Origin of the sequence: Citrobacter sp. Marseille-Q3906, assembly GCF_916618775.1 — a bacterium.
GTDB classification, from domain to species: Bacteria; Pseudomonadota; Gammaproteobacteria; order Enterobacterales; family Enterobacteriaceae; genus Citrobacter; species Citrobacter murliniae.
The window spans coordinates 745,480-772,461 of the sequence record NZ_CAKAKA010000001.1; the positions used below are offsets into that span (position 1 = coordinate 745,480).

Consider the following 26,982-nt stretch of genomic DNA (forward strand, 5'->3'; position numbering starts at 1 on the left):
TAATGGGTATTCATTACGGGGCATTCTGTTAACTCTGTCACACTTTTATTTCTGGTGTGTTTTGCTTTGTTTTTGCTTTATTTTTGTTGAAAATCATGTGTTTATTCCTATTCTTTGGGTGTTTTTAGCGAACTGCCTTTCAATATTGGTGATCCAGAAAACAATATTGAAAGTTTTCATATTTGTTTGCATCTTTTCAATATTGGTGAGGCACGTAACACTATTGAAAGTTGCAAATATCAATGTGTGACATTTTCAATATTGGTGATTAAGGTTTTATTTCCGAATTAAAGAGCGTGATATCTGTATTTAACACTGCCGATATGAATAACGTTTCCTTCATGATTTCTGGAGATGCAATGAAGATAATTACTTGCTACAAATGCGTGCCTGATGAACAGGATATTTTGATTAATAATGCTGATGGTTCACTGGATTTCAGTAAAGCGGATGGCAAAATCAGTCAGTACGATCTGAATGCGATAGAAGCGGCCTGTCAGTTAAAACAGCAACTGGGAGAAGCCCAGGTCGTCGCCTTGAGCGTAGGTGGTAAAGCGCTGACAAATGCAAAAGGCCGCAAAGATGTGCTCTCGCGCGGGCCTGATGAACTGATTGTCGTAATTGACGATCGGTTTGAGCAGGCGCTGCCGCAGCATACGGCGACCGCACTGGCTGCTGCCGCGCAAAAATCCGGTTTTGATTTGATCGTCTGCGGCGACGGCTCCTCCGATCTTTATGCCCAGCAGGTTGGTCTGCTGGTGGGGGAAGCGCTGAATATTCCAGCGATTAACGGCGTGAGCAAGATCCTCTCTCTGGCTGATAACACCCTCATTGTTGAACGTGAGCTGGAAGATGAAATTGAAACCCTGAGCATTCCGCTCCCGGCAGTTATTGCGGTCTCAACAGATATCAACACGCCACAAATCCCTTCCATGAAAGCCATCCTCGGCGCAGCGAAAAAACCGGTTCAGGTCTGGTCGCCAGCGGACATTGAGCTCAATGCCGTGGAGGCGTATTCCGTACAACAGGTTGCAGCACCGAAGCAACGTGAGCGTCAGCGCGTTGTGATTGAAGGTGACGGTGAAGAACAGATTGCTGCGTTTGTCGAGAGTCTTCGCAAAATCATTTAATTATCAGGGGATGTTATGAACAAGTTTTCCAGTATCTGGGTATTCAGCGATACCCCTTCTCGTCTGCCGGAGCTGATGAATGGTGCGCAGACTTTAGGTGAAAAAATCAATACGTTTGTGCTCAACGAAGCTGATAGTGCAGCGGCGTTCCAGCTTGGTGCGGATCATGTCTGGCTGCTCAGCGGTAAGCCAGATGATCGTATGGTGGAAGATTATGCCGGCGTGATGGCTGAGACTATTCGCCAGCACAGTGAAGGTGGTGCGGTGCTGTTGCCGAATACACGTCGCGGTAAGCTGCTGGCGGCGAAACTGGGTTTTCGTTTGTCTGCGGCGGTCTCTAACGATGCCAGTGCGGTGGCATTGCAGGACGGTAAGGCTGCGGTTAAACATATGGTCTACGGTGGACTGGCTATGGGCGCTGAAACGATCGCTTCGCCGTTTGCCGTGATGACGCTTAGCAGTGGGACATTTGACGCCCAACAACCCGATGCCTCCCGCAGTGGCGAGATGCATACCGTACAGTGGCAGGCTCCGACCACTGCCGTCACCCGTACCGCAACGCAGGCTCGTAAGAGCAATAGCGTTGATCTCGACAAAGCACGTCTGGTGGTCAGCGTGGGACGCGGTATTGGCAGCAAGGAGAATATTTCTCTGGCCGAAGCGCTGTGCCAGACCATTGGTGCTGAGTTGGCGTGCTCCCGTCCGGTAGCGGAAAATGAGAAGTGGATGGAGCATGAACGCTACGTAGGTATCTCCAACCTGATGCTCAAACCTGAACTGTATCTGGCCGTGGGGATTTCAGGACAGATCCAACATATGGTCGGTGCTAACGGTGCCCAGACTATTTTCGCCATCAACAAAGACAAAAATGCCCCGATCTTCCAGTACGCGGATTATGGCATCGTTGGCGATGCGCTGAAGATCCTGCCTGCATTAACGGCTGCATTAGCGCGCTAAACCATTTCGGCAGGGCGCTATATGCCCTGCCGCTGACAGGAGTTTTTATGTCTGAAGATATCTTTGATGCCATCATCGTGGGTGCAGGGCTGGCCGGTTCGGTTGCGGCGCTGGTGCTTGCCCGTGAGGGGGCTCAGGTGTTGGTTATCGAGCGTGGTAATTCTGCTGGCGCGAAGAATGTCACCGGTGGGCGCATCTACGCGCATAGCCTGGAGCGCATTATCCCCGGTTTTGCTGAACAGGCTCCCATTGAACGCATGATCACCCACGAAAAACTCGCCTTTATGACCGAACAAGGGGCGATGACGATGGATTATTGCAACGGTGAAGAAGCCGCGGCATCGCAGGTTTCTTACTCGGTATTGCGCAGTAAATTTGACGCCTGGTTGATGGAGCAAGCTGAAGAAGCAGGGGCCCAGCTTATCACCGGTATTCGCGTGGATAACGTTGTTCGGCGTGATGGCAAAGTCGTGGGTGTGGAAGCCGATGGCGATATTCTTGAAGCAAAAGTTGTGATCCTCGCTGATGGGGTGAATTCTCTGCTGGCAGAAAAGCTGGGAATGGCAAAGCGCGTTGAAGCTGCTCATGTTGCCGTTGGCGTGAAGGAGCTCATTGAATTACCGAAGTCGGTAATTGAAGATCGCTTTCATCTGCAAGGGAATCAGGGGGCAGCCTGTCTGTTTGCCGGTTCACCGACCGATGGTCTGATGGGCGGTGGCTTCCTTTATACAAATGAAACAACCCTTTCTCTGGGGCTGGTGTGCGGTCTTCATCACCTGAAAGACGCTAAAAAATCGGTCCCACAAATGCTGGAAGATTTCAAACAGCACCCGGCTGTTGCTCCACTAATAGCGGGTGGCAAGCTGGTGGAGTATGCCGCCCACGTTGTACCGGAAGCAGGAATGAATATGCAGCCTGAGCTGGTTGGCGATGGTGTGTTGATAGCCGGTGATGCCGCAGGCATGTGCATGAACCTTGGCTTCACCATTCGCGGCATGGATCTAGCCGTGTCGGCAGGAGAGGCGGCTGCTAAGACGGTGCTCTCCGCCATGAAGCGCGATGATTTTAGCAAACAGGCGCTTACCGAATATCACCAGCATCTGGACGATGGCCCGATGCGCGACATGCGCATGTACCAGCGCTTGCCTGCATTCCTTGATAATCCACGCATGTTTACAGCTTATCCAGAGATGGCGGTTGGTATCGCCCGTGACCTGTTCACCGTTGATGGTTCGGCCCCTGTTCCTATGCGTAAAAAAATGCTGCGTCATGCGAAGAAAGTGGGCTTCATCAACCTGCTGAAGGATGGCCTTAAAGGAGTGACCGTATTATGACTTCTCCTGTCAACGTGGACGTCAAGCTGGGCGTCAATAAATTCAATGTGGATGAAGAAATCCCGCATATCATTCTGAAAACTGAGCCCGATCAACAGGTGCTGGACGTGTTAATTAAAGCCTGTCCGGCAGGACTGTATAAAAAACAGGACGATGGCAGTGTGCGTTTTGATTACGCCGGATGTCTGGAATGCGGTACATGTCGGATTCTTGGGCTTGATACGGCGCTGGAAAAATGGGAATACCCACGCGGGACGTTTGGCGTGGAGTTTCGCTACGGCTAATAAGTACAGGTTTGTGCACCCGTAGGCCGGATAAGACGCCTCTGTGTCGACATCCGGCAATAATAACGTGACGCCAGTGCCGGATAGCGGCGTATATGCCTCCTCCGGCCTGGATATAACGCTTTGCCCGTGTTGAAACAGGAAGTCGCTATGCAGCAGCCCAGGAACTTTGATGACATCAAATTTACCTCCATTCACCGCCGGATAATGCTTTGGGGAAGCGGTGGGCCGTTTCTGGATGGTTATGTGCTGGTGATGATAGGCGTTGCGCTGGAGCAGCTCACACCAGCATTGAAACTGGATGCCGAATGGATTGGCCTGCTGGGAGCCGGGACGCTGGCCGGGCTGTTCGTTGGTACATCACTGTTTGGTTATATCTCCGATAAGGTCGGACGGCGCAAAATGTTCATCATCGATATTATCGCCATTGGCGTGATATCGGCGGCGACAATGTTCGTTACATCTCCTGTTGAGCTGCTGGTAATGCGCGTGCTGATCGGTGTTGTGATTGGGGCAGATTATCCCATTGCGACCTCCATGATCACCGAGTTTTCCAATACCCGCCAGCGTGCTTTCTCCATCGGTTTTATTGCCGCTATGTGGTATGTCGGCGCCACCTGTGCCGATCTGGTCGGCTACTGGCTGTATGATGTTGAGGGGGGATGGCGCTGGATGCTGGGCAGCGCGGTGATCCCTTGCATTTTGATCCTGATTGGTCGCTTTGATCTGCCTGAATCACCACGCTGGCTGCTGCGTAAAGGCCGGGTAAAAGAGTGTGAGGAGATGATGATAAAGTTGTTCGGCGAACCGGTGGTGTTCGACGAAGAAGCGCCGCAGGAAACTCGTTTTCTCCAGTTGTTTAACCGTCGCCACTTCCCGTTTGTCTTGTTTGTTGCCGCAATCTGGACCTGCCAGGTGATCCCGATGTTTGCCATTTACACCTTTGGTCCACAGATTGTCGGGCTGCTGGGCCTCGGTGTCGGGAAAAGCGCCGCGCTGGGGAATGTGGTGATCAGCTTATGCTTTATGCTGGGATGTATTCCGCCGATGTTCTGGCTGAACAGCGCAGGTCGTCGACCGCTATTGATTGGCAGCTTCGTGATGATGACACTGGCGCTGGCTGTGCTGGGGCTGGTCCCGGATATGGGGGCATGGCTGGTGGTACTGGCATTTGCCGTGTATGCGTTTTTCTCGGGTGGGCCAGGGAATCTCCAGTGGCTATATCCCAATGAACTGTTCCCTACCGATATCCGTGCGTCAGCCGTCGGCGTGATTATGTCATTGAGTCGCATCGGGACCATTATTTCAACCTGGGCGCTCCCTGTGTTTATCACTAAATATGGGATCAATTCTGTGATGTTAATGGGAGCAGGGATTTCGCTAATAGGACTGCTTATTTCCATTGCTTTTGCACCGGAAACGCGAGGGTTGACGCTCGCTCAGACGAGTCAAATGACGATTCGCAGCAAGTCCGTATCCCGGGCCAGTTATTAGGAGTGTTCTGTATTTTCCCTGTTACTCAGTCAGTTAGCCTACAGTTAACGGGTATATCACTGAAAATGACTGAAAAGCAGGGAGAACACCATGCAAAAACATATTATGATCACCTCTATTTTTACCGCAGCTGCTCTGTTTACCGTCGCCGGTTGTTCCTCTAACCAGGCGGTCAAAACCACTGATGGTAAAACGATCGTCACCGATGGCAAACCGCAGGTAGATGATGATACCGGCCTGGTATCGTATAAAAACGCGGAAACTGGCAAAACGGAACAAATCAACCGTGACCAGGTTAAAGACATGAGCGAACTTGACAACTAGTTCAGTTTTCTCCATTCAGCTACTCAATAATATTGACTTTTAGCCTGCTGATTAAGTGACTAAACTCACTGTTATTACAATAATGCAGTGATAGCAGGCTAATCATGATTCTCATCATTTACGCACATCCCTATCCGCAGCACTCGCATGCGAATAAGCGGATGCTTGAACAGGCAAGGACGCTGGAAGGCGTTGAAATTCGCTCGCTCTACCAACTCTATCCCGACTTCAATATCGATATCGCTGCTGAACAGGATGCACTGGCTCGCGCGAGCCTTATTATCTGGCAGCATCCTATGCAATGGTACAGCACACCCCCTTTACTCAAACTGTGGATGGATAAAGTTCTCTCCCACGGTTGGGCATATGGTCATGGGGGGACCGCGCTGCATGGTAAACATCTGCTGTGGGCGGTGACGACCGGTGGTGGGGAAAACCACTTTGAGATCGGTTCCCATCCGGGGTTTGACGTGCTCTCTCAGCCTTTGCAGGCGACAGCGATATATTGTGGTCTCAAGTGGCTCCCACCGTTTGCTATGCACTGCACGTTTATCTGTGATGACGAAACGCTACAGGCGCAGGCCCGTCATTACAAACAACGTTTGCTGGAATGGCAGGAGGCACACCATGGATAGCCATACACTAATACAGGCGCTGATTTATCTCGGCTCGGCGGCGTTGATTGTACCGATTGCCGTCCGACTGGGTTTAGGCTCTGTGCTGGGCTATCTCATTGCCGGATGTATCATTGGTCCGTGGGGGCTACGACTGGTCACAGACGCAGAGTCTATACTGCATTTTGCTGAAATCGGCGTAGTTCTGATGCTGTTTGTTATCGGTCTGGAGCTGGATCCGCAGCGTCTGTGGAAACTGCGTGCATCGGTTTTCGGCGGCGGCGCACTGCAAATGGTGGTCTGTGGTGGATTGATCGGCGTGTTCTGTATGTTCCTCGGCCTGCGCTGGCAGGTGGCGGAACTGATTGGTATGACGCTGGCGCTCTCCTCCACGGCCATCGCCATGCAGGCAATGAATGAACGCAACCTGATGGTTTCACAAATGGGGCGCAGTGCATTTGCCGTGCTGTTGTTCCAGGATATTGCCGCTATCCCGCTGGTAGCGATGATTCCACTACTGGCTGCGAGTGGTGCGTCGACGACGCTGGGAGCTTTCGCTCTGTCTGCGCTGAAAGTGGCTGGTGCGCTGGTCCTGGTGGTTCTGTTGGGGCGCTATGTCACCCGTCCGGCATTACGTTTTGTGGCGCGTTCTGGCCTGCGGGAAGTCTTTAGTGCCGTCGCACTGTTTCTCGTATTTGGCTTCGGCTTACTGCTAGAAGAGGTCGGACTGTCGATGGCAATGGGGGCGTTTCTGGCGGGCGTATTACTGGCGAGTTCTGAGTACCGCCACGCGCTGGAAAGCGATATCGAGCCGTTTAAAGGGCTGCTGTTGGGACTCTTTTTCATCGGCGTCGGCATGTCTATCGACTTTGGGACGCTGATCGATAATCCACTGCGTATTGTCACTCTGCTGGTGGGGTTCCTGGCGATTAAAACCATTATGTTGTGGATTATTGCGAAACCGCTGCGGGTGCCGAATAAGCAGCGTCGCTGGTTTGCCGTATTATTAGGACAGGGGAGTGAGTTTGCCTTCGTGGTGTTTGGCGCAGCGCAAATGGCAAATGTGCTCGATCCCGACTGGGCGAAAGCGTTGACGCTGGCGGTAGCACTCTCAATGGCGGCCACGCCGATTTTACTGGTTGTCCTGACGCGGCTTGAGAAATCGGCTACCGATGAAGAACGTGAGGCGGATGAAATTGACGAGGAACAACCCCGGGTGATTATCGCCGGATTTGGGCGATTCGGTCAGATAACCGGTCGTTTGCTGCTGTCGAGTGGAGTGAAGATGGTCGTGCTCGATCACGATCCGGACCACATTGAAACGCTGCGCAAATTTGGTATGAAGGTTTTTTATGGCGATGCGACCCGTATGGATCTGCTGGAGTCAGCTGGCGCAGCTAAAGCTGAGGTAATTATTAATGCTATCGACGATCCCGAAACCAGCCTGCAGCTGACCGAAATGGTGAAAACCCATTTCCCTCATCTACAAATTATTGCCCGTGCGCGCGATGTTGATCATTACATCCGCTTGCGTCAGGCGGGAGTAGAGATGCCTGAACGTGAAACTTTTGAAGGTGCACTGAAAACCGGGCGCCTGGCACTGGAAGGTCTTGGGCTTGGGCGTTATGAAGCCCGTGAACGGGCCGATGTGTTTCGTCGCTTCAATACGTTGATGGTTGAAGAGATGGTGAAGGGGGAAAACGATGCGGTTTCCCGTGCGGCTGTCTATAAACGCACCAGTGCAATGCTGAGTGAAATTATTGCTGAGGATCGTCAGCATCTATCTTTAATTCAACGCCATGGCTGGCAAGGCACGGATGAAGGTAAACATACGGGCGACGTCGCCGATGAGCCGGAAGTGAAACCGTCAGCATAAGGTACAAAATGTGATGTTCTGCAAACTTTACTGCTAACTGGCTGTTTTTGAACTACTGTAATGCTGGCGTACCACCTTAAATAGGTCGGTTCGCCAGCAGAACGAAAAATTTTCCTGCTCATCCTCTTTCCGCCAGTCGACGAAAGATTGCGCTTTCCGTATAGTGGCGACAATTTTTTTGTATCCGGGAAATATTCAATGATCAGTCTGATTGCGGCGTTAGCGGTAGATCGCGTCATCGGTATGGAAAACGCCATGCCGTGGAACCTACCTGCCGATCTCGCCTGGTTTAAACGTAATACCTTAAACAAGCCAGTTGTCATGGGACGCCATACCTGGGAATCCATCGGGCGACCGTTGCCAGGGCGTAAAAATATTGTCATTAGTAGCCAGCCAGGCACCGACGATCGCGTGCAGTGGGTGAAGTCTGTCGATGAGGCAATTGCTGCCTGTGGCGATGAACCTGAAATTATGGTGATTGGCGGTGGGCGTGTGTATGAGCAGTTTCTGCCGAAAGCGCAGAAATTGTATCTGACGCATATTGACGCTGAAGTAGAAGGGGATACGCATTTCCCGGACTACGAGCCGGATGACTGGGAATCTGTTTTCAGCGAATTCCATGATGCCGACGCGCAAAACTCTCACAGCTATTGCTTCGAGATTCTGGAACGTCGTTAATACACTATGTAGGCCTGATAAGCGAAGCGCCATCAGGCAATAGATGGCGTGAATGCCGGATAGCGGCGTAAATGCCTTATCCGGCCTACAGAATGCTCATCAGCCGTTTACAACTTCGCCCGGATCCAGATCTACATGGCGATTTGACGGCTGTACAAAGTATTGTTTGTCTTCCCAGCGCAGACAGGTGAGATCTCCCCCCCAGCAGCAACCAGTATCCAGCGCGTAAATACCTTCCGGAGTGCCTTTGCCCTCCAGCGATGCCCAGTGCCCGAATGCAATGCTATACGCTTCACTGACCGGGCCGGGGATGGCAAACCAGGGCTTCAGCGGAGCTGGGGCATCTTCCGGCGACTCTTTGCTGTACATATCCAGTTGACCGTTGGGGAAACAGTAACGCATACGGGTAAAGGCGTTGGTAATAAAACGTAATCGTGCCAGCCCCGTCAGCTCCTGCGTCCAGTTATTCGGCATGTCGCCATACATGGCATCAAGGAAGAATGGATAGGAGTCGCTCGACAGTACCGCTTCGACATCACGGGCACACTCCTTTGCGGTCTGCAGATCCCACTGTGGCGTAATACCTGCATGCGCCATCACCAGCTTCTTCTCTTCATCAACCTGCAACAGCGGTTGGCGACGTAACCAGTTAAGCAGCGCGTCGGCATCCGGTGCTTCGAGTAACGACGTGAGTCTGTCTTTAGGTTTATTGCGACTAATACCTGCAAATACGGCCAGCAGATGTAAATCATGATTACCTAATACCAACCGTACGCTGTCGCCAAGTGATTTGACATAGCGCAGCACGTCCAGCGAGCCAGGACCACGGGCGACCAAATCGCCGGTAAGCCATAAGGTATCTTTCCCAGGGGCAAAGTCTACTTGATGCAGCAATGCGATCAGTTCGTCGTAACAACCGTGAACGTCGCCAATGAGGTATGTCGCCATAGCTATTGTTTTAGTGAATGAGTGTTGGAACGGCGAGTCGGAATACGGGAATATCGATGGTAAAGGCGACGCCCTGCTCATCAATCATTTCGTAATGACCCTGCATGGTGCCCAGCGGCGTTTCAATAACCGCGCCGCTGGTGTACTGGTATTCTTCACCAGGTTCAATGTGGGGCTGAACGCCAACCACACCTTCGCCCTGAACTTCGGTTTCGCGGCCATGACCATTGGTAATCAACCAATAACGCCCCAACAGCTGCACTGGTGCTCGCCCCAAATTGCGGATGGTCACGGTATAGGCAAAAACGTAACGTTCATCATCAGGTGAGGATTGAGCCTCAATATAGACGCTTTGTACCTGAATACACACTCGGGGCGAATTGATCATGCTTAACTCTCCTTCGATGGCGCGTTTTCTGACAGATAGTTAGCCATCCGGCAGTATTGCGCGACAGAGATATTTTCTGCTCGCATCGCCGGATCAACTCCCAGCTCTGTCAATACTTCAACGCTGAACAGATTACCGAGGCTGTTACGTACCGTTTTGCGGCGCTGATTAAACGCTTCGGTCGTAATACGGCTCAGGACGCGAACATCTTTAACCGGGTATGGCATCGTGGCGTGAGGAACCAGACGCACTACCGCGGAATCTACTTTAGGTGCCGGTGTGAAGGCCGATGGCGGCACTTCGAGTACCGGGATAACCTGGCAGTAATATTGTGCCATGACGCTTAATCGACCATACGCTTTACTGTTTGGCCCTGCAACCAGACGATTGACCACCTCTTTTTGTAACATGAAATGCATGTCGGCAATGGCATCAGTATAGGTAAAAAGATGGAACATTAGCGGCGTGGAGATGTTGTAAGGCAGGTTGCCAAACACGCGCAGCGGCTGACCCATTGTCTGCGACAGTTCACCGAAGTTCATGGTCATGGCGTCTTGCTGATAGATGGTCAGCTTCGGCCCTAAAAACGGGTGCGTTTGCAGACGGGCTGCCAGATCGCGGTCCAGTTCAATGACGGTTAGCTTGTCCAGACGTTCACCTACCGGCTCGGTCAGTGCAGCAAGGCCCGGGCCGATTTCGACCATGGCCTGACCCTTTTGTGGGTTGATAGCAGAGACAATACTTTCGATCACAAACTGATCGTTGAGGAAGTTTTGCCCGAAACGTTTACGGGCTAAATGGCCCTGATGGACTCGATTATTCATTGGTATTAACAATCATTTTGATGGCGAGATTAAGCGCCGTAATAAAACTGCCGACATCGGCTTGCCCACGACCCGCAAGTTCAAGTGCGGTGCCGTGATCAACGGATGTGCGAATAAATGGCAGGCCCAGTGTGATATTCACACCGCGACCAAATCCCTGGTATTTTAGCACGGGGAGGCCTTGATCGTGGTACATTGCCAGCACGGCATCCGCGCTATTGAGATATTTGGGCTGAAACAGGGTGTCTGCGGGCAGTGGACCGTTTAACTTCATCCCCTGTGCGCGCATTTCATCGAGAACCGGAATGATTGTATCTATCTCTTCCGTACCCATATGACCGCCTTCACCCGCATGTGGATTAAGTCCACATACCAGAATATGTGGATCAGGGATACCAAACTTCGTGCGTAAATCATGATGCAGAATACCGATCACTTCCCGTAGTAACGCAGGCGTAATGGCATCGGCAACGTCCCTGAGCGGCAGATGCGTGGTCGCCAGAGCAACGCGCAGCTCCTCAGTTGCCAGCATCATCACCACTTTTTTCGCCTGTGAGCGCTCTTCAAAAAATTCGGTATGACCGGTGAACGGCACGCCAGCATCATTAATCACGCCCTTGTGTACGGGGCCTGTGATCAGAGCTGAAAATTCACCTTGCAGGCAACCGTCGCACGCACGAGCCAGCGTATCCACCACATACTGCCCATTTTCCACTACCAACTGACCCGGTACGGCAGGTGCGCGTAGCGCAATCGGGAGCAACGTCAATGTGCCCGCAGATTGTGGTCTGGCTGGTATATCTTGATTGTAGGGGAGGAGCGAGAGTGGTAAACCGAGCATCGCTGCCCGGTTGGAAAGGAGCGCGGCATCTGCACAGACGACGAGCTCTACCGGCCATTCACGCTGCGCAAGCTGAACGACCAGATCCGGACCAATCCCGGCGGGTTCGCCGGGAGTGATAATAACGCGTTGAGTACGGGTCATTAGTTGCTCAGAATTTTAACGTACGCGCTGGCGCGCTGTTCCTGCATCCAGGTCGCTGCTTCTTCCGAGAATTTACGGTTCATCAGCATGCGATAAGCACGGTCTTTCTGCGCCGCGTCAGTTTTATCAACGTTACGCGTGTCCAGCAGTTCGATCAGGTGCCAGCCAAAAGAGGAATGCACCGGTGCACTCATCTGGCCTTTGTTCAGTCGGGTCAGCGCATCGCGGAAGGCTGGATCGAAAATGTTTGCTGCAGCCCAACCCAGATCGCCGCCCTGGTTTGCCGATCCAGGATCCTGAGAGAACTCTTTTGCTGCTGCTGCAAAGGTCGTTTTACCGCTCTTAATATCCGCTGCGATTTGTTCCAGCTTCAGACGTGCCTGCTGATCGGTCATGATCGGCGATGGCTTCAGCAGAATATGGCGGGCGTGAACTTCAGTCACGGAGATGCTCTGACTCTGGCCACGCATATCATTAACTTTCAGAATGTGGAAGCCGACACCAGAACGAATCGGGCCGATAATGTCGCCTTTTTTCGCGGTGCTTAACGCCTGAGCAAAGATGCCTGGCAGTTCCTGAATACGACCCCAGCCCATCTGACCGCCTTTCAGCGCCTGCTGATCGGCAGAATAAGTGATGGCCAGCTTGCCGAAATCACTACCGTTACGCGCTTCGTCAACAACAGAGCGCGCCTGGCTTTCAGCTTCGTTAACCTGATCTGAGGTTGGATTTTCCGGTAAAGGAATAAGAATGTGGCTCAGATTGAGTTCAGTGCTGGCATCATTTTGGTTGCCAACCTGCTGCGCCAGGGCATCAACTTCCTGCGGCAGGATCGTGACACGGCGGCGTACTTCATTGTTGCGCACCTCAGAGATAGTCATCTCTTTACGGATTTGGCTACGATAGGTCGAATAGCTTAAGCCATCCTGAGCCAGACGGCTGCGCATTTGGTCCAGTGTCATGTTGTTCTGTTTGGCGATGTTAGCGATAGCCTGATCCAACTGCTCATCAGAGATTTTCACCCCCATCTTCTGACCCATCTGCAGAATAATTTGATCCATGATCAAACGTTCCAGGATCTGATGACGAAGCGTTGCATCGTCCGGAAGTTGCTGGCCAGCCTGACCTGCATTGAGTTTTACGGACTGCATTAAGCCATCGACGTCGCTTTCCAGAACGACGCCGTTATTGACGACGGCTGCGACTTTATCGACTACCTGTGGGGCAGCGAAACTGGTATTCGCGATCATGGCGATACCGAGAAGCAGCGTTTTCCAGTTCTTCATACTTTTTCCATTATTAATTAACCGCAATGCGGATTACGTAGTATACCCTTCGTCTTTCAAGCCGCATTTTTGTTGGCCGCCTTCACTCACCCCTGTCACTTACTGATGTAAGCTCTTGGGGATTCTCTCAGTTGCCGCCTCAATGCAGCTCGAAATCCATTGGGTATAAATCAGTCAGATCATAAAGCGCTTTGGTACGGCAATATGTTCGAACGCAACATTTGATTGGTGCCAAGGCCATAGTTAGAGCTCAGACCGCGCAGTTCGATATTAAAGCCGATCGTATTGTCATAAACTGCGTGTTGCTGGGTGTTATCCCAACCGTTCAGCTTACGTTCGTAGCCGAAGCGGATGGCGTAACAGCAGGAGTTGTACTGCAAGCCCAGCATTGAGTCCGCTTCTTTGTTCACATTGGTATCAAAGTAGTAAGCACCGACAATCGACCAACGGTCGGCAATCGGGAAGCTTGCCACTGCGCCCACCTGCGAAATCCCGTTTTTATACTGCTCCGCTGTAGAGTAGTACGATGGCAGCGTAGCCTGAATATACTCAGAGCTGGCATAACGGTAATTCAACTGCAGCATGCGGTTTTCGTCACGACGATATTCGATGCTGCTGCTGCTGGTGGCGACGCTGTCCAGACGGGTGTCGTACTGGATACCGCTGCGTAAACCCCAGCGATCGGAGATACGCCAGTAGGTATCGCCTGCCCATACCAGTGAGCCGGTTTTGTCGTCATTCTCCCATTTAATGTTGTCATCGCCGGTGCGAGACTCCGTGAAATAGTAGATTTGACCCACGGAAATATTAAAACGTTCAACGGCCGCGTCATCATATACGCGAGATGTGACACCGGTAGTGACCTGGTTGGCGGAAGCAATACGGTCCAGACCGCCATAAGTGCGGTCACGGAACAGGCCGCTATAGTCAGATTGCAGCAGTGAGGAGTCATAGTTATAGATATGACTTTGGTCACGATACGGTACGTACAGGTACTGCGCGCGCGGCTCCAGCGTCTGGGTATAACCCGGTGCCAGCATTGCCATGTCACGCTCAAATACCATTTTGCCGTCAACTTTAAACTGCGGCATCACGCGGTTGGCCGATTCGTCCAGCTTGTTTACGTTGCCCGGATTATTATTGTACGTATCCAGATTGGTTTGCTGATAATGCGTTGCCAATAGCTTCGCTTCAGTGTTGATGCTTCCCCACTGATTGGATAACGGCAGGTTGATAGTTGGCTCAAGGTGAACTCGTGTGGCTTCCGGCATATTGTCATTGGTATTGACGAAATGCACCGCCTGACCATAAATGCGGGTATCGAACGGACCCACATCATTCTGATAGTAGTTGACGTCTAACTGCGGTTGCGCAGAGTAACTGTTGCTGTTTTGGGCGTCGAAGACCTGGAACTGCTTGGTCGATATCGTGGCATCAAAGTTCTGTACCGCGTAGCCAACGCTGAATTTTTGCGTGGCATAGCCGTCGGTACTGGAGCCGTATTTATTATCGAAATCATTAAAGTAGCTGGTATCGCTGACTTTGGTATAGTCGACGTTGAAACGCCACACCTGGTCCATTACCCCAGCATGTTGCCAGTAGAACAGCCAGCGGCGCGAATTGTCATCCTTCGGATGTTCATCATCGTAAACTTTGTCGGAATTCAGATAGTCAAATTCCATCAGGCCCGCACCCGCCTGAGTGAGGTAACGGAATTCGTTCTCCCACATAATACCGCCACGACGGTGCATATAATGCGGCGTGATGGTGGCGTCCATATTGGGCGCGATATTCCAGTAATACGGAAGGTAGAACTCAAAATAGTTATTGGTGGAGTATTTTGCGTTCGGGATCAGGAAGCCAGAACGTCGCTTATCTCCAACGGGAAGCTGTAAATAAGGGCTGTAAAAGACCGGAACCGGGCCCAGCTTGAAGCGAGCGTTCCAGATTTCTGCCACCTGTTCTTCGCGGTCGTGGATCACTTCGCTACCGACAACGCTCCAGGTATTAGATCCCGGCAAACAGGAGGTAAAGCTACCGTTCTCCAGAATGGTATAGCGGTTTTCACCACGCTGTTTCATCAGGTCCGCTTTCCCGCGCCCCTGACGGCCAACCATCTGATAGTCACCTTCCCAGATGTTGGTATCTTTTGTATTCAGGTTAGACCAACCCTTCGGGCCCTTCAGAATGACCTGGTTGTCATCATAGTGGACGTTACCCAGAGCATCGACGGTGCGAACCGGCTCCGGCAGACCCTCGGCCTGTTTCTGATGAAGCTGTACTTCATCGGCCTGCAGGCGGCTATTACCCTGGGCGATATCCACGTTGCCGGTAAACACGGCGTCATCCGGGTAATTCCCTTTCGCGTGATCGGCATTGATGGTAACGGGTAACTCGTTTGTCTCGCCCTGCACCAGAGGACGGTTATAGCTTGGCACGCCCAACATGCACTGTGAGGCGAGATCGGCTGCCAGACCCTGCTGACTATAGAGGGCGCTGGCAATCATGGTGGCCAGAAGAGTGGGAATACGTTTTTTCATACGTTGTATTTATTGTTCCATCATCAGTAGCGTCGCGCGTGACAAACGGTCACAGCCTAACTTATCTCATCTTCACTGCGCTAGTATTAATCCTGCCCATTTAGGCATCCGTGGTGTTAGGCACGGCATTGAATGACAGGTATGATAATGCAAATTATAGGCGATGTCCCACAATTGACCGCAGCCGTAAAACGGTAAAAGCACCTTATATTGTGGGACATAGCCTGGCTGACAGCATAAAGATTTGGGGAGTCTATGCAGTATTGGGGAAAGATTATTGGTGTAGCCGTGGCCTTAATGATGGGCGGCGGCTTCTGGGGCGTGGTTTTGGGCCTGTTAGTTGGCCATATGTTCGACAAAGCTCGCATGCGCAAAATGGCATGGTTTGCGAATCAACGTGAACGTCAGGCACTGTTTTTTGCCACCACTTTTGAGGTGATGGGACATCTGACCAAATCCAAAGGACGCGTCACGGAAGCAGATATCCATATTGCCAGCCAACTGATGGATCGGATGAATTTGCACGGTGACTCACGTACCGCCGCTCAGCATGCCTTCCGGGTGGGAAAATCAGATAATTACCCATTACGTGAAAAGATGCGCCAGTTTCGTAGCGTCTGTTTTGGCCGTTTCGATCTGATCCGCATGTTTCTGGAGATTCAGATCCAGGCCGCGTTTGCCGATGGTTCATTGCATCCTAACGAACGCGAAGTGCTGTACGTAATTGCAGAAGAACTGGGGATCTCGCGTACGCAATTTGATCAGTTCCTGCGCATGATGCAGGGGGGCGCGCAGTTTGGTGGAGGATACCAGCAGCAGTCTGGTGGCGGCTGGCAGCAGGCGCAACGAGGACCTACGCTGGAAGATGCCTGTAACGTGCTTGGCGTTAAAGCAACCGATGATGCGACGACCATTAAGCGAGCCTATCGCAAACTGATGAGTGAGCACCATCCTGATAAACTGGTTGCGAAAGGGTTGCCGCCGGAGATGATGGAAATGGCGAAACAGAAAGCGCAGGAAATCCAAAAAGCTTACGAGTTGATTAAGGATCAAAAAGGGTTCAAGTGATTGCTTTGTCGGATGGCGGCTGGCGTCTTATCCGGCCTACGTTATGAATGTAGGCCGGACAAGCGAAGCGTCTCCGGCATAAATTGGCTCTGAGATTTAAAAATCTGCCGGGACTTTAAACGTCATACTGTTGCCGTAGGCGGGGTGGGTGATGGTTAGCATCTCCGCATGCAGTAGCAAGCGTGGTGCCATCGCCAGGGCTTCCGGCGGGGCATAGAAGCGATCGCCCAGAATCGGATGCCCTAACGCCTGCATATGTACGCGAAGCTGATGGGAACGCCCGGTAATAGGTTTGAGCACCACCCGGGCGGTATTATCCGCAGCAAACTCCACGACTTCATACTCGGTCTGCGCGGATTTGCCGGTTTCATAACACACTTTCTGCTTTGGTCGGTTCGGCCAGTCACAAATCAGTGGTAAATCAACCAGTCCCTCGGCAGGTGAGGGATGTCCCCAGATGCGCGCGACATATTGCTTCTTCGGCTCACGCTCGCGAAACTGACGTTTTAGCTCGCGCTCTGCCGCTTTGGTCAGCGCCACTACAATCACACCGCTGGTTGCCATATCCAGACGATGTACGGATTCAGCCTGTGGATAGTCGCGCTGAACACGTGTCATCACGCTGTCTTTGTGCTCTTCAAGACGACCCGGCACGGACAACAAACCGCTCGGTTTGTTGACCACCATAATGTGTTCATCCTGATACAGGATAACCAACCAGGGTTCCTGCGGCGGATTGTAGTTTTCCATCCCCATGTATGACTCCGTTACTGGTGCGTCACGACGATCAGACGCAAGGCATCCAGGCGCCAGCCCGCCTGATCCAGGCTATCCATCACCTGTTGACGGTTGCTTTCGATTGCAGCAAGTTCGTCATCACGGATGTTTGGGTTAACAGCGCGTAGTGCTTCCAGGCGCGACAGCTCCGCAGTCAGCTTCTCGTCCGCTTCTTTGCGCGCGGCGTCGATCAATGCCCGGGCAGACTTCTCAACCTGTGCTTCGCCCAACTGCAAAATCGCGTGGACATCCTGTTGCACGGCGTTGACCAGTTTGCTTCCGGTGTGGCGGTTAACGGCACTGAGCTGACGGTTAAAGGTTTCAAACTCAACCTGCGCGGCGAGGTTATTACCATTTTTATCCAGCAACATGCGTACCGGTGTTGGCGGCAGGAAGCGGTTTAACTGTAGCTGTTTCGGCGCTTGCGCTTCAACGACGTAGATCAGTTCAACAAGCAGTGTGCCTACTGGTAATGCTTTGTTCTTCAAAAGGGAAATGGTACTGCTACCGGTGTCTCCGGAAAGGATCAGATCCAGACCGTTGCGGATCAGCGGGTGTTCCCAGGTAATAAATTGGGCATCTTCACGCGACAGCGCCACATCACGCTCAAACGTAATGGTACAGCCATCTTCCGGCAGTCCCGGAAAGTCAGGAACCAGCATATGGTCGGATGGCGTCAGGACAATTAAGTTATCACCACGGTCATCCTGATTAATACCGACGATATCAAACAGGTTCATGGCGAACGCGATCAGGCTGGTGTCATCGTCCTGCTCTTCAATACTTTCGGTCAGCGCCAGTGCTTTTTCGCCGCCATTGGAGTGAATTTCCAGCAGACGGTCACGCCCTTGCTCCAGTTGCGCTTTCAGTGCGTCGTGCTGTTCGCGGCAGGTTTTGATCAGGTCATCAAATCCCTCGTTGTTTTCCGGTTCTGCCAGATAACCAATCAGATTATTGTAGACCGTATCATAGATGGTACGTCCGGTCGGGCAGGTGTGTTCGAACGCATCCAGACCTTCGTGGTACCAGCGCACCAGCACAGACTGCGCGGTTTTTTCCAGGAAGGGGACGTGGATCTGAATATCATGCGCCTGACCAATACGGTCCAGACGGCCGATACGCTGTTCCAGCAGATCCGGGTTAAAAGGCAGATCAAACATCACCAGATTGCTGGCAAACTGGAAGTTACGGCCTTCAGAGCCGATTTCAGAGCACAGCATCACCTGTGCGCCGCTGTCTTCTTCGCTAAACCACGCGGCGGCACGGTCACGTTCAATGATCGACATACCTTCATGGAACACGGCGGCACGAATGCCTTCGCGCTCACGCAGCACCTGCTCCAACTGCAACGCGGTGGTCGCTTTCGCACAGATAACCAGCACTTTCTGCGAGCGATGGCTGGTCAGGTAGCCCATCAGCCACTCAACGCGCGGATCAAAATTCCACCAGGTACCGGTATCGCCTTCGAATTCCTGGTAAATCTGTTCCGGGTAGAGCATGTCGCGTGCGCGATCTTCCGCGCTCTTGCGCGCACCCATAATGCCGGAGACTTTAATTGCGGTCTGGTATTGGGTTGGCAGCGGCAGCTTGATGGTATGCAGCTCGCGTTTCGGGAAGCCTTTCACGCCGTTACGAGTGTTACGGAACAGTACGCGGCTGGTGCCATGTCTGTCCATCAGCATCGAAACCAGCTCCTGGCGTGCACTCTGGGCGTCGTCACTATCGCTGTTCGCAGCTTGCAACAATGGCTCAATGTCCTGCTCGCCAATCATCTCACCCAGCATGTTTAGCTCATCATTGCTCAGCTTCTTGCCTGCCAGCAGCATGGCGACGGCATCGGCAACCGGACGGTAATTTTTTTGCTCTTCAACGAACTGCTCGAAATCGTGGAAACGACTTGGATCCAACAGGCGCAAACGTGCAAAGTGGCTTTCCATGCCCAGCTGTTCCGGTGTTGCGGTCAGCAGCAGGATCCCCGGTACGCGCTCAGCCAGCTGTTCAATCGCCATATATTCACGGCTTGGCGCATCTTCGCTCCACACCAGGTGATGAGCTTCATCGACCACCAGCAGATCCCACTCGGCGTCGCACAGATGTTCCAGACGTTGCTTATTGCGACGGGCAAAGTCCAGCGAGCAGATGATCAGTTGTTCGGTTTCAAACGGGTTGTAGGCGTCATGCTGCGCTTCGGCATAGCGCTCATCATCAAACAGCGCAAAGCGCAGGTTGAAACGGCGCAACATTTCGACCAGCCACTGATGCTGTAACGTCTCAGGGACGATGATCAGCACACGCTCTGCGGCGCCAGACAGCAACTGTTGATGCAGGATCATCCCGGCTTCAATTGTTTTTCCTAAGCCAACTTCGTCTGCCAGCAGAACACGGGGGGCATGGCGACGACCGACATCATGGGCAATATTGAGCTGATGAGGGATCAGGCTGGTGCGTTGACCGCGCAAACCACTCCACGGCATACGGTACTGTTCGCTCTGAAATTTACGCGCACGGTAGCGCAGAGCAAAGCGGTCCATACGGTCGATTTGACCAGCAAACAGGCGATCCTGCGGTTTACTGAATACCAGTTTGCTGTCGAGTAGTACTTCACGCAGCATCACACCGGTTTCTTCGGTATCAAGGCGGGTCCCGATATAAGCAAGCAGGCCGTTTTCTTCTTTTACTTCATCGACATGCAGCTGCCAACCTTCATGGCTTGTTATCGTATCGCCAGGATTGAACATCACCCGGGTCACGGGGGAATCACTGCGCGAGTACAGACGGTTTTCACCCGTTGATGAGAAAAGTAATGTGACGGTTCGCGCATCCATGGCGACAACAGTACCAAGTCCCAATTCGCTTTCTGTATCGCTGATCCAGCGTTGACCAAGTGTAAAAGGCATATGTGTTCGGCTCTATATCTTTAATTGCAGGCAATACTCGTCATTATTCGGGCACCCCGAGTTTTTGAGAGCATACGACACCGCTACCAGGCTAATAAATCAGTGGTAGTGATGTTAAATGGGTCCAGGAATGGAAAGGGCGCTATGGTACTGGATGGCGACGCATTCGTCACGCGTCAAAATAACCCCAGTTGCCCTGTGAGTAGTGTAGCAAAGTTATCATCAATAAAGGGAAGAATTCCCTCCGCAACAGGCTGTAGCTGGCGCGTAAGATAATGTTCGTAATCCAGCGCAGATAATTGATAATCCACCGGTTCCGGGCCGTTTATCGTCCAGACATATTTGATGGTACCGCGGTTTTGATACTGCGGAGGGCGGCCCAGCTTTACGTTTTGTTCGTCAGCAAGCCGTGCGGCACGCACGTGTGGCGGCACATTACGTTGGTATTCGTTCAACGGGCGGCGCAGGCGCTTGCGGTAAACCAGTTGGTCATCAAGCTCTCCCGCCATCAGTTTATCAATGGTTTCGCGGATAAACTCCTGATAGGGCTCGTTACGAAAAATACGCAGATACAGCGTTTGCTGAAACTGCTGCGCCAGCGGCGTCCAGTCGGTGCGCACTGTTTCCAGCCCTTTGAAGACCATACGCTGTTGGTCTCCATCCTGAATGAGTCCGGCGTAGCGTTTCTTGCTGCCCGTATCCGCACCGCGAATCGTTGGCATCAGAAAACGGCAGAAGTGGGTTTCAAACTCCAGTTCCAGGGCGCTGGTCAAATTCTGTTGTTGCAGCGATTGTGCCCACCAGGTATTGACGTGATTCACCAATTGCTGGCCAATCTTTCCGGCCTCCTCTTCTGAGTGTGCGCCTTTGAGCCAGACAAAGGTTGAGTCGGTATCGCCATAGATGACGTCGTATCCCTGAGCTTCAATCAGTGCTTTGGTCTGGCGCATGATCGCATGGCCGCGCATGGTAATTGATGAAGCCAGCCGTGGATCAAAAAAACGACAGGCGGTTGTTCCAAGCACGCCGTAAAACGCGTTCATGATGATTTTCAGCGCCTGAGAAAGCGGCTTATTACCGCGGCGTTTAGCCTCATCGCGTCCGTGCCAGATCTGGGTAACGATCTCCGGGAGGCAGTGTTTTTCGCGCGAGAACCAGGCATCAAGAAAACCTTCGGTACTGTGTACCGGGTCAGGATGCGCCATACCTTCAATTAACCCCACCGGGTCGATTAAAAAAGTCCGAATGATTGAGGGATACAGGCTTTTATAGTCCAGTACCAGCACGGAATCGTACAAACCCGGGCGCGAATCCATCACGTAGCCGCCGGGGCTGGCGTGAGGGGGGACTTCCCCCAGATTCGGTGCCACGTAGCCGGCGCGGTGCATGCGCGGTAAATAGAGATGGCCGAAGGCGGCAACGGAACCACCGTGCCGGTCGACAGGCAGGCCGTTGACCGTCGAGCGTTCCAGCAGAAATGGCATGATTTCAGTTTTATGAAAAATGCGCGTGACCAGTTCGCAGTCTTTAAGGTTGTATGTGGCAAGAGCGGGTTTATCGTTAGCGAATCGGCGGTCAATTTCATCCATTCGATCCCACGGGTTATCAATAGATTTCCCTTCTCCCAGCAGATCTTGCGAAACCGTCTCCAGCGAAAACGATGAGAAATTCCAGAATGCTGATTTAAGCGCTTCAATGCCGTCAATAATCAGACGGCCTTTAGCCTGGGCGAAAAAAACGCCATTTTTGAAACCATGCTCGCGCCACTCCAGCTCGCTGTTATCGCGGCCAAAACGCAGTGGAATACGATAACGTTCGGCATGATTTTGCAAGACGCGTAAATCGAACTGCACCACGTTCCAGCCGATAATCACATCAGGATCGTGACGTGCTATCCAGTCGTTGAGTTTTTCCAGCAACTGAGGACGACTTGCCACGTACTCAAGTGCAAAATCAAGCTGTGAGGCATCACCATTTGCCGGGCCGAGCATATACACAATGCGTTGTCCGCAGCCTTCAAGGCCAATGCAGTACAGTTCACCGTGTCGTGTCGTTTCGATATCCAGTGATACCCATTTCAGCGGGGGACGGTAGTCTGGATTCGGCTTCAGGCGGGCATTTACAAGCGTGTTGCCGCGTCTGTCGCCTTCGACCCAAACGGGGGACGTGATAAAGCGTTCCATCAGATAACGCTCTGGTGGGCGCACGTCTGCCTCGTACACCGTCACTGCGTTTTCTCGCAGCAGTTTTTCCAGACGCATAAGCTGACGATGTGAACGGCAATACAGACCAGAAACAGGTTGTCGGTGAAAATCTTGCAAATTGAGCGGCGTCAGGCGATAGCCGTTTTCACTACTTAATAATGAGGTGACTCGGGAAACCTGACTTGTGGGGATAAAGGCGACCGACTCTTGAGGCGCAAGCGTGACAAGCAGTGGCCCATCGTCTGTTGCCAGCCAGAATGAAACCTCTGTCCCCTGCGAGGTATCCCGCCAGTGTCGGGTTAAAATAAAACCTGCCTGCGCCACGCTGTGTATCCATCAAAAAACCAGGCATGATTATAGCCTGGTTCTGAGGAGTTTGCTGTGGTTTTATACAGTGTATGCCGCCAGAGCGCGCTGCACTGCTTGAGTAATTCGCTACTGTCCGTAATAGGCCTTGGCACCGTGTTTACGCAGATAGTGTTTGTCCAGCAGGGTTTGCTGCATATTCGGCAGTTGTGGCGCGAGCTGGCGGCAGAAGATCCCCATATAGGCGACTTCCTCCAGCACAATCGCGTTGTGTACGGCGTCTTCGGCATTTTTACCCCAGGCAAACGGGCCGTGAGAGTGCACCAGCACCCCCGGCATTTGCGCTGCGTCAATGCCTTGCTTCTCGAAGGTTTCAACGATCACATTACCGGTTTCCCACTCATATTCCCCGTTGATTTCGGCGTCGGTCATTTGACGCGTGCAGGGAATAGCCCCGTAGAAGTAGTCCGCATGTGTTGTGCCTGTTGCCGGAATCGACTGACCTGCCTGTGCCCAGATGGTCGCGTGACGCGAATGGGTGTGGACAATGCCGCCAATGGTCGGAAACGCCTGATACAGCAAACGGTGGGTTGGGGTATCGGAAGACGGTTTTTTCTCTCCTTCTACCACTTCACCCGTTGCAATACTGATGACGACCATATCATCAGCGGTCATAACACTGTAATCGACACCGGAAGGTTTTATTACAAATACGCCGCGCTCGCGGTCCACGGCACTAACGTTTCCCCAGGTCAGGGTAACCAGGTTGTGCTTCGGTAGCGCCAGGTTCGCTTCCAGTACCTGACGTTTGAGATCGTCTAACATGTTTATCACCCTTAACGTTTCAAACCGTAATACACCTCATTCCAGCGCAGTGCGTCCTTGAAGGCCGGCAGGCGTGTATCGTTGTCGATCACGGTGATCTCGATATCGTGCATTTCAGCAAACTGACGCATGTCGTTCAGATCCAGCGCGTGACTGAAGACGGTATGGTGTGCGCCACCAGCAAGGATCCAGGCCTCTGATGCGGTGGGGAGATCCGGCTGGGCTTTCCATAATGCGTTAGCCACCGGTAGTTTCGGCAGGTCGTGCGGGGTTTGTACCGTGTCGATGCAGTTAACCAGCAGACGAAAGCGATCGCCGAGATCTATCAGGCTGGCAACTACTGCCGGGCCGGTTTTGGTGTTGAAGATCAAGCGGGCAGGATCGTCTTTACCACCGATGCCAAGATGCTGTACGTCGAGGATCGGTTTCTCTTCCACAGCGATAGACGGACAGACTTCCAGCATGTGCGAGCCGAGCACCAGATCGTTGCCCTTCTCAAAGTGGTAGGTGTAATCCTCCATAAATGAGGTGCCGCCCTGCAGACCGGTTGACATCACCTTCATGATGCGAAGCAGAGCGGCTGTTTTCCAGTCACCTTCGCCCGCAAAGCCGTAGCCTTGCTGCATCAGACGTTGTACGGCCAGACCCGGGAGTTGCTTCAGGCCGTGCAAATCTTCAAATGTGGTGGTAAAGGCGTGGAACCCACCCTGTTCCAGAAAGCGCTTCATCCCCAGTTCAATACGAGCTGCTTCCAGCACATTCTGACGCTTTTCGCCGTGGATCTGCGTTGCTGGTGTCATGGTGTAGCTGCTTTCGTACTCGTCGATCAGCGCATTAATGTCGCCGTCGCTAATAGCGTTTACCACCTGAACCAGATCGCCAACAGCCCAGGTGTTAACGGAGAAACCAAATTTAATCTGGGCGGCAACTTTGTCACCGTCGGTGACAGCCACTTCACGCATGTTGTCGCCAAAGCGGCACACTTTCAGATGGCGGGTATCCTGTTTGGATACAGCCTGGCGCATCCATGAACCGATACGCTCGTGCGCCTGCTTGTCCTGCCAGTGACCGGTGACGACGGCATGCTGTTGACGCATTCGCGCGCCGATAAAGCCGAACTCACGACCACCGTGCGCAGTCTGGTTCAGATTCATAAAGTCCATATCAATGCTATCCCACGGTAGGGCAGCGTTGAACTGGGTGTGAAACTGCAGCAGCGGCTTGTTAAGGATCGTCAGGCCGTTGATCCACATTTTGGCCGGAGAGAAGGTATGCAGCCAGACCACCATCCCAGCGCAACGATCGTCATAGCTGGCATCACGACAAATTGCGGTGATCTCGTCAGGTGAAGTTCCCAACGGTTTTAAAACCAGTTTGCAGGGCAGTTTTGCTTCGGTATTCAGCGCGTTTACGACGTGCTCGGCATGTTGGGTTACCTGACGCAGAGTTTCTGGCCCATACAGATGCTGGCTACCAATCACAAACCACACTTCATAGTTATTAAAAATCGTCATTGTCGTGTCCTTAATGTGTCAGGGTTGCCTGGTTGACCGGGGCTGTTTGCGCCGGAGCGGCAGTCGGAAGATATTGTTGTTCAGCGCTTACAGCCCACTGCTGGTAGCGGCGATAAAGCTGTTCAAAACGTTGAGCTTGTTCGGTGCGAGGTTGCAGCGTGTTTTCCACAGCACTTGCCATTTTTTGCTGAGCGGTCGGGATATCGGCGTGAACTTTTGCGGCGACGGCGGCAAAGATGGCTGCGCCAAGCGCACAGCATTGATCTGAAGCGACAATCTGCAGCGGGCGATTAAGTACGTCGCAGCAGGCTTGCATGATGATCGGGTTTTTACGCGCGATGCCGCCGAGGGCCATCACGTTGTTGACTGCAATACCTTGTTCGGTAAAGCATTCCATGATGGCACGTGCGCCAAATGCCGTTGCGGCAATCAGGCCACCAAACAGTGCTGGAGCATCGGTCGCAAGGTTAAGATCGGTAATGACCCCTTTCAGGCGCTGGTTGGCATTTGGTGTACGACGACCGTTGAACCAGTCGAGTACCACCGGCAGATGATCCAGCGAAGGATTATTCGCCCATGATTCGGTCAGCGCGGGCAGCAACTGTTTTTGGCTGGCTTTAATTTGAGCTTTCAGTTCAGGGTGCTGCGCTACAAGCTGATCCAGTGGCCAGCTCAATACGCGGCTAAACCAGGCATAGATATCGCCGAAGGCGGATTGACCAGCCTCCAGACCAATAAAATGGGGTACGACGCTGCCATCAACCTGACCGCAAATTCCCTTCACCGCGCGCTCACCCACGCTTTGCTTGTCGGCTATCAGAATGTCGCAGGTAGAAGTGCCAATAACTTTTACCAGCGTATTGGGTTGCGCTCCTGCGCCGACTGCTCCCATATGGCAGTCAAATGCGCCGCCTGAAATCACCACGCTTTCTGGCAAACCGAGGCGTTGCGCCCATTCGGCACACAGCGTGCCAACAGGCAGGTCAGCGGTGAAGGTGTCAGTAAACATCGGGTATTGCAGATGGCGGTTGATAAGCGGGTCGAGCTCATCAAAGAAACTTGCCGGAGGTAACCCCCCCCAACTTTCATGCCACAGAGACTTGTGTCCGGCGCTACAGCGTCCACGACGAATATCCTGTGGACGCACAGTATTTGAGAGCAGGGCCGGAACCCAGTCACACAGTTCAACCCAGGAGGCTGCGGCCTGTGCAACAGCGTTGTCCTGACGGGTAACGTGCAGGATTTTTGCCCAGAACCATTCGCTGGAGTAAATACCGCCGATATAGCGGGAATAATCGGCTTTGCCTGGCGTGTGGCACAGGCGGGGAATTTCTTCTTCTTCTTCTACTGAAGTGTGATCTTTCCACAACACGAACATGGCGTTCGGGGTGTCAGCGAACGCCGGGTGCAGTGCGAGGACGTTGCCATCGGCATCAACGGGAGCCGGGGTTGAACCCGTACTGTCAACGCCAATCCCGACCACTTCCTCGCGCTGCTCAGCGCTCAGTTCGGCCAGCACAGTTTTGAGCGCCGCTTCCATTGATTCAATATAGTCACGCGGATGATGGCGAAACTGGTTATTTGGGCCATCGCAATACAGCCCTTCCTGCCAGCGTGGATACCACTCTACGCTGGTGGCGATTTCCTTGCCGCTGTCACAGTCCACCGCCAGAGCTCGTACTGAATCACTACCAAAATCGAGGCCAATTGCAATTGCCATCGTCTTGCT

The 26,982-nt window shown here is 52.6% G+C and carries 22 protein-coding genes; 10 read left to right on the forward strand and 12 right to left on the reverse strand.

Annotation, left to right across the window (positions count from 1 at the left end; translation table 11 throughout):
• Positions 1 to 359: 359 nt before the first annotated feature.
• The 9 genes from LG384_RS03470 to folA all read left to right on the forward strand — a co-directional run bounded on the left by LG384_RS03470 (position 360) and on the right by folA (position 8,691).
• Complete coding sequence (locus tag LG384_RS03470) at positions 360 to 1,130, forward strand: electron transfer flavoprotein FixA (protein ID WP_045439668.1); 771 nt, start codon at positions 360 to 362, stop codon at positions 1,128 to 1,130.
• Between the two features lie 15 nt (positions 1,131 to 1,145).
• Positions 1,146 to 2,087, forward strand: a complete 942-nt coding sequence (locus LG384_RS03475) for an electron transfer flavoprotein subunit alpha/FixB family protein (protein WP_048222076.1) — start codon at positions 1,146 to 1,148, stop codon at positions 2,085 to 2,087.
• A 47-nt stretch (positions 2,088 to 2,134) separates the two neighbouring features.
• Positions 2,135 to 3,421 (forward strand): FAD-dependent oxidoreductase, encoded by a 1,287-nt coding sequence (locus LG384_RS03480; RefSeq protein WP_225760455.1) that lies wholly within the window; start codon positions 2,135 to 2,137, stop codon positions 3,419 to 3,421.
• The gene (fixX, locus tag LG384_RS03485; protein WP_045439675.1) at positions 3,418 to 3,705 is read left to right on the forward strand and encodes a ferredoxin-like protein FixX; all 288 of its coding nucleotides are present in this window, start codon (positions 3,418 to 3,420) and stop codon (positions 3,703 to 3,705) included. The genes LG384_RS03480 and fixX overlap by 4 nt, the downstream gene beginning before the upstream one ends.
• Positions 3,706 to 3,855: 150 nt before the next feature.
• Positions 3,856 to 5,199, forward strand: a complete 1,344-nt coding sequence (locus LG384_RS03490) for an MFS transporter (protein WP_225760456.1) — start codon at positions 3,856 to 3,858, stop codon at positions 5,197 to 5,199.
• 90 nt (positions 5,200 to 5,289) lie between these two features.
• A complete protein-coding gene (locus tag LG384_RS03495) occupies positions 5,290 to 5,523 on the forward strand; it encodes a YgdI/YgdR family lipoprotein (RefSeq protein WP_225760457.1) in 234 nt (77 codons plus the stop codon).
• A gap of 104 nt (positions 5,524 to 5,627) precedes the next feature.
• Entirely contained in the window at positions 5,628 to 6,158 is a 531-nt protein-coding gene (kefF, locus tag LG384_RS03500; RefSeq protein ID WP_045439684.1) for a glutathione-regulated potassium-efflux system oxidoreductase KefF, read from the forward strand.
• A complete protein-coding gene (kefC, locus tag LG384_RS03505) occupies positions 6,151 to 8,013 on the forward strand; it encodes a glutathione-regulated potassium-efflux system protein KefC (RefSeq protein WP_045439686.1) in 1,863 nt (620 codons plus the stop codon). The genes kefF and kefC overlap by 8 nt, the downstream gene beginning before the upstream one ends.
• Before the next feature lie 198 nt (positions 8,014 to 8,211).
• A complete protein-coding gene (folA, locus tag LG384_RS03510) occupies positions 8,212 to 8,691 on the forward strand; it encodes a type 3 dihydrofolate reductase (RefSeq protein WP_136345316.1) in 480 nt (159 codons plus the stop codon).
• Between the two features lie 99 nt (positions 8,692 to 8,790).
• Here the strand turns inward: folA and apaH are convergent, their stop codons facing one another.
• The 6 genes from apaH to lptD form a co-directional block, all read right to left on the reverse strand.
• Complete coding sequence (gene apaH, locus LG384_RS03515) at positions 8,791 to 9,639, reverse strand: bis(5'-nucleosyl)-tetraphosphatase (symmetrical) ApaH (RefSeq protein ID WP_048222074.1); 849 nt, start codon at positions 9,637 to 9,639, stop codon at positions 8,791 to 8,793.
• A 10-nt stretch (positions 9,640 to 9,649) separates the two neighbouring features.
• The gene (apaG, locus tag LG384_RS03520) at positions 9,650 to 10,027 is read right to left on the reverse strand and encodes a Co2+/Mg2+ efflux protein ApaG (RefSeq protein ID WP_045439694.1); all 378 of its coding nucleotides are present in this window, start codon (positions 10,025 to 10,027) and stop codon (positions 9,650 to 9,652) included.
• Between the two features lie 2 nt (positions 10,028 to 10,029).
• Positions 10,030 to 10,851 carry a 16S rRNA (adenine(1518)-N(6)/adenine(1519)-N(6))-dimethyltransferase RsmA gene (rsmA, locus tag LG384_RS03525; RefSeq protein WP_045439696.1) on the reverse strand — a complete coding sequence of 274 codons (822 nt, stop codon included), beginning with the start codon at positions 10,849 to 10,851 and terminating at the stop codon, positions 10,030 to 10,032.
• Complete coding sequence (gene pdxA / locus LG384_RS03530; RefSeq protein WP_048222073.1) at positions 10,844 to 11,836, reverse strand: 4-hydroxythreonine-4-phosphate dehydrogenase PdxA; 993 nt, start codon at positions 11,834 to 11,836, stop codon at positions 10,844 to 10,846. The genes rsmA and pdxA overlap by 8 nt, the downstream gene beginning before the upstream one ends.
• Positions 11,836 to 13,122: a peptidylprolyl isomerase SurA gene (gene surA, locus LG384_RS03535; protein WP_225760458.1), complete on the reverse strand. Its 1,287-nt coding sequence runs from the start codon at positions 13,120 to 13,122 to the stop codon at positions 11,836 to 11,838. The genes pdxA and surA overlap by 1 nt, the downstream gene beginning before the upstream one ends.
• Before the next feature lie 179 nt (positions 13,123 to 13,301).
• Positions 13,302 to 15,662: an LPS assembly protein LptD gene (gene lptD, locus LG384_RS03540; RefSeq protein WP_045439703.1), complete on the reverse strand. Its 2,361-nt coding sequence runs from the start codon at positions 15,660 to 15,662 to the stop codon at positions 13,302 to 13,304.
• 255 nt (positions 15,663 to 15,917) lie between these two features.
• Here lptD and djlA point away from each other — a divergent pair, with 255 nt between their 5' ends.
• Positions 15,918 to 16,730, forward strand: coding sequence for a co-chaperone DjlA (gene djlA / locus LG384_RS03545; protein ID WP_045439706.1), 813 nt, complete (start codon positions 15,918 to 15,920; stop codon positions 16,728 to 16,730).
• A 96-nt stretch (positions 16,731 to 16,826) separates the two neighbouring features.
• Here djlA and rluA read toward each other — a convergent pair whose 3' ends face one another.
• From rluA to araB, 6 genes are all read right to left on the reverse strand, one after another.
• Positions 16,827 to 17,486: a bifunctional tRNA pseudouridine(32) synthase/23S rRNA pseudouridine(746) synthase RluA gene (gene rluA / locus LG384_RS03550; protein ID WP_045439709.1), complete on the reverse strand. Its 660-nt coding sequence runs from the start codon at positions 17,484 to 17,486 to the stop codon at positions 16,827 to 16,829.
• Positions 17,487 to 17,497: 11 nt separating this feature from the next.
• Entirely contained in the window at positions 17,498 to 20,404 is a 2,907-nt protein-coding gene (gene rapA, locus LG384_RS03555; RefSeq protein ID WP_045439712.1) for an RNA polymerase-associated protein RapA, read from the reverse strand.
• A 176-nt stretch (positions 20,405 to 20,580) separates the two neighbouring features.
• Complete coding sequence (gene polB / locus LG384_RS03560; protein WP_225760459.1) at positions 20,581 to 22,932, reverse strand: DNA polymerase II; 2,352 nt, start codon at positions 22,930 to 22,932, stop codon at positions 20,581 to 20,583.
• Between the two features lie 111 nt (positions 22,933 to 23,043).
• On the reverse strand, positions 23,044 to 23,739 hold the full coding sequence (araD, locus tag LG384_RS03565; RefSeq protein ID WP_048222070.1) for an L-ribulose-5-phosphate 4-epimerase: 696 nt from the start codon (positions 23,737 to 23,739) through the stop codon (positions 23,044 to 23,046).
• A gap of 11 nt (positions 23,740 to 23,750) precedes the next feature.
• Positions 23,751 to 25,253 (reverse strand): L-arabinose isomerase, encoded by a 1,503-nt coding sequence (gene araA, locus LG384_RS03570; protein ID WP_045439719.1) that lies wholly within the window; start codon positions 25,251 to 25,253, stop codon positions 23,751 to 23,753.
• Between the two features lie 10 nt (positions 25,254 to 25,263).
• A complete protein-coding gene (araB, locus tag LG384_RS03575; protein ID WP_225760460.1) occupies positions 25,264 to 26,973 on the reverse strand; it encodes a ribulokinase in 1,710 nt (569 codons plus the stop codon).
• Positions 26,974 to 26,982 lie beyond the last annotated feature (9 nt).

Coding starts and splice junctions, on each gene's coding strand:
- LG384_RS03470 (WP_045439668.1), top strand. CDS start 360: ATGAAGATAATTACTTGCTACAAATGCGTGCCTGATGAACAGGATATT.
- LG384_RS03475 (WP_048222076.1), top strand. CDS start 1,146: ATGAACAAGTTTTCCAGTATCTGGGTATTCAGCGATACCCCTTCTCGT.
- LG384_RS03480 (WP_225760455.1), top strand. CDS start 2,135: ATGTCTGAAGATATCTTTGATGCCATCATCGTGGGTGCAGGGCTGGCC.
- fixX (WP_045439675.1), top strand. CDS start 3,418: ATGACTTCTCCTGTCAACGTGGACGTCAAGCTGGGCGTCAATAAATTC.
- LG384_RS03490 (WP_225760456.1), top strand. CDS start 3,856: ATGCAGCAGCCCAGGAACTTTGATGACATCAAATTTACCTCCATTCAC.
- LG384_RS03495 (WP_225760457.1), top strand. CDS start 5,290: ATGCAAAAACATATTATGATCACCTCTATTTTTACCGCAGCTGCTCTG.
- kefF (WP_045439684.1), top strand. CDS start 5,628: ATGATTCTCATCATTTACGCACATCCCTATCCGCAGCACTCGCATGCG.
- kefC (WP_045439686.1), top strand. CDS start 6,151: ATGGATAGCCATACACTAATACAGGCGCTGATTTATCTCGGCTCGGCG.
- folA (WP_136345316.1), top strand. CDS start 8,212: ATGATCAGTCTGATTGCGGCGTTAGCGGTAGATCGCGTCATCGGTATG.
- apaH (WP_048222074.1), bottom strand. CDS start 9,639: ATGGCGACATACCTCATTGGCGACGTTCACGGTTGTTACGACGAACTG.
- apaG (WP_045439694.1), bottom strand. CDS start 10,027: ATGATCAATTCGCCCCGAGTGTGTATTCAGGTACAAAGCGTCTATATT.
- rsmA (WP_045439696.1), bottom strand. CDS start 10,851: ATGAATAATCGAGTCCATCAGGGCCATTTAGCCCGTAAACGTTTCGGG.
- pdxA (WP_048222073.1), bottom strand. CDS start 11,836: ATGACCCGTACTCAACGCGTTATTATCACTCCCGGCGAACCCGCCGGG.
- surA (WP_225760458.1), bottom strand. CDS start 13,122: ATGAAGAACTGGAAAACGCTGCTTCTCGGTATCGCCATGATCGCGAAT.
- lptD (WP_045439703.1), bottom strand. CDS start 15,662: ATGAAAAAACGTATTCCCACTCTTCTGGCCACCATGATTGCCAGCGCC.
- djlA (WP_045439706.1), top strand. CDS start 15,918: ATGCAGTATTGGGGAAAGATTATTGGTGTAGCCGTGGCCTTAATGATG.
- rluA (WP_045439709.1), bottom strand. CDS start 17,486: ATGGGGATGGAAAACTACAATCCGCCGCAGGAACCCTGGTTGGTTATC.
- rapA (WP_045439712.1), bottom strand. CDS start 20,404: ATGCCTTTTACACTTGGTCAACGCTGGATCAGCGATACAGAAAGCGAA.
- araD (WP_048222070.1), bottom strand. CDS start 23,739: ATGTTAGACGATCTCAAACGTCAGGTACTGGAAGCGAACCTGGCGCTA.
- araA (WP_045439719.1), bottom strand. CDS start 25,253: ATGACGATTTTTAATAACTATGAAGTGTGGTTTGTGATTGGTAGCCAG.
- araB (WP_225760460.1), bottom strand. CDS start 26,973: ATGGCAATTGCAATTGGCCTCGATTTTGGTAGTGATTCAGTACGAGCT.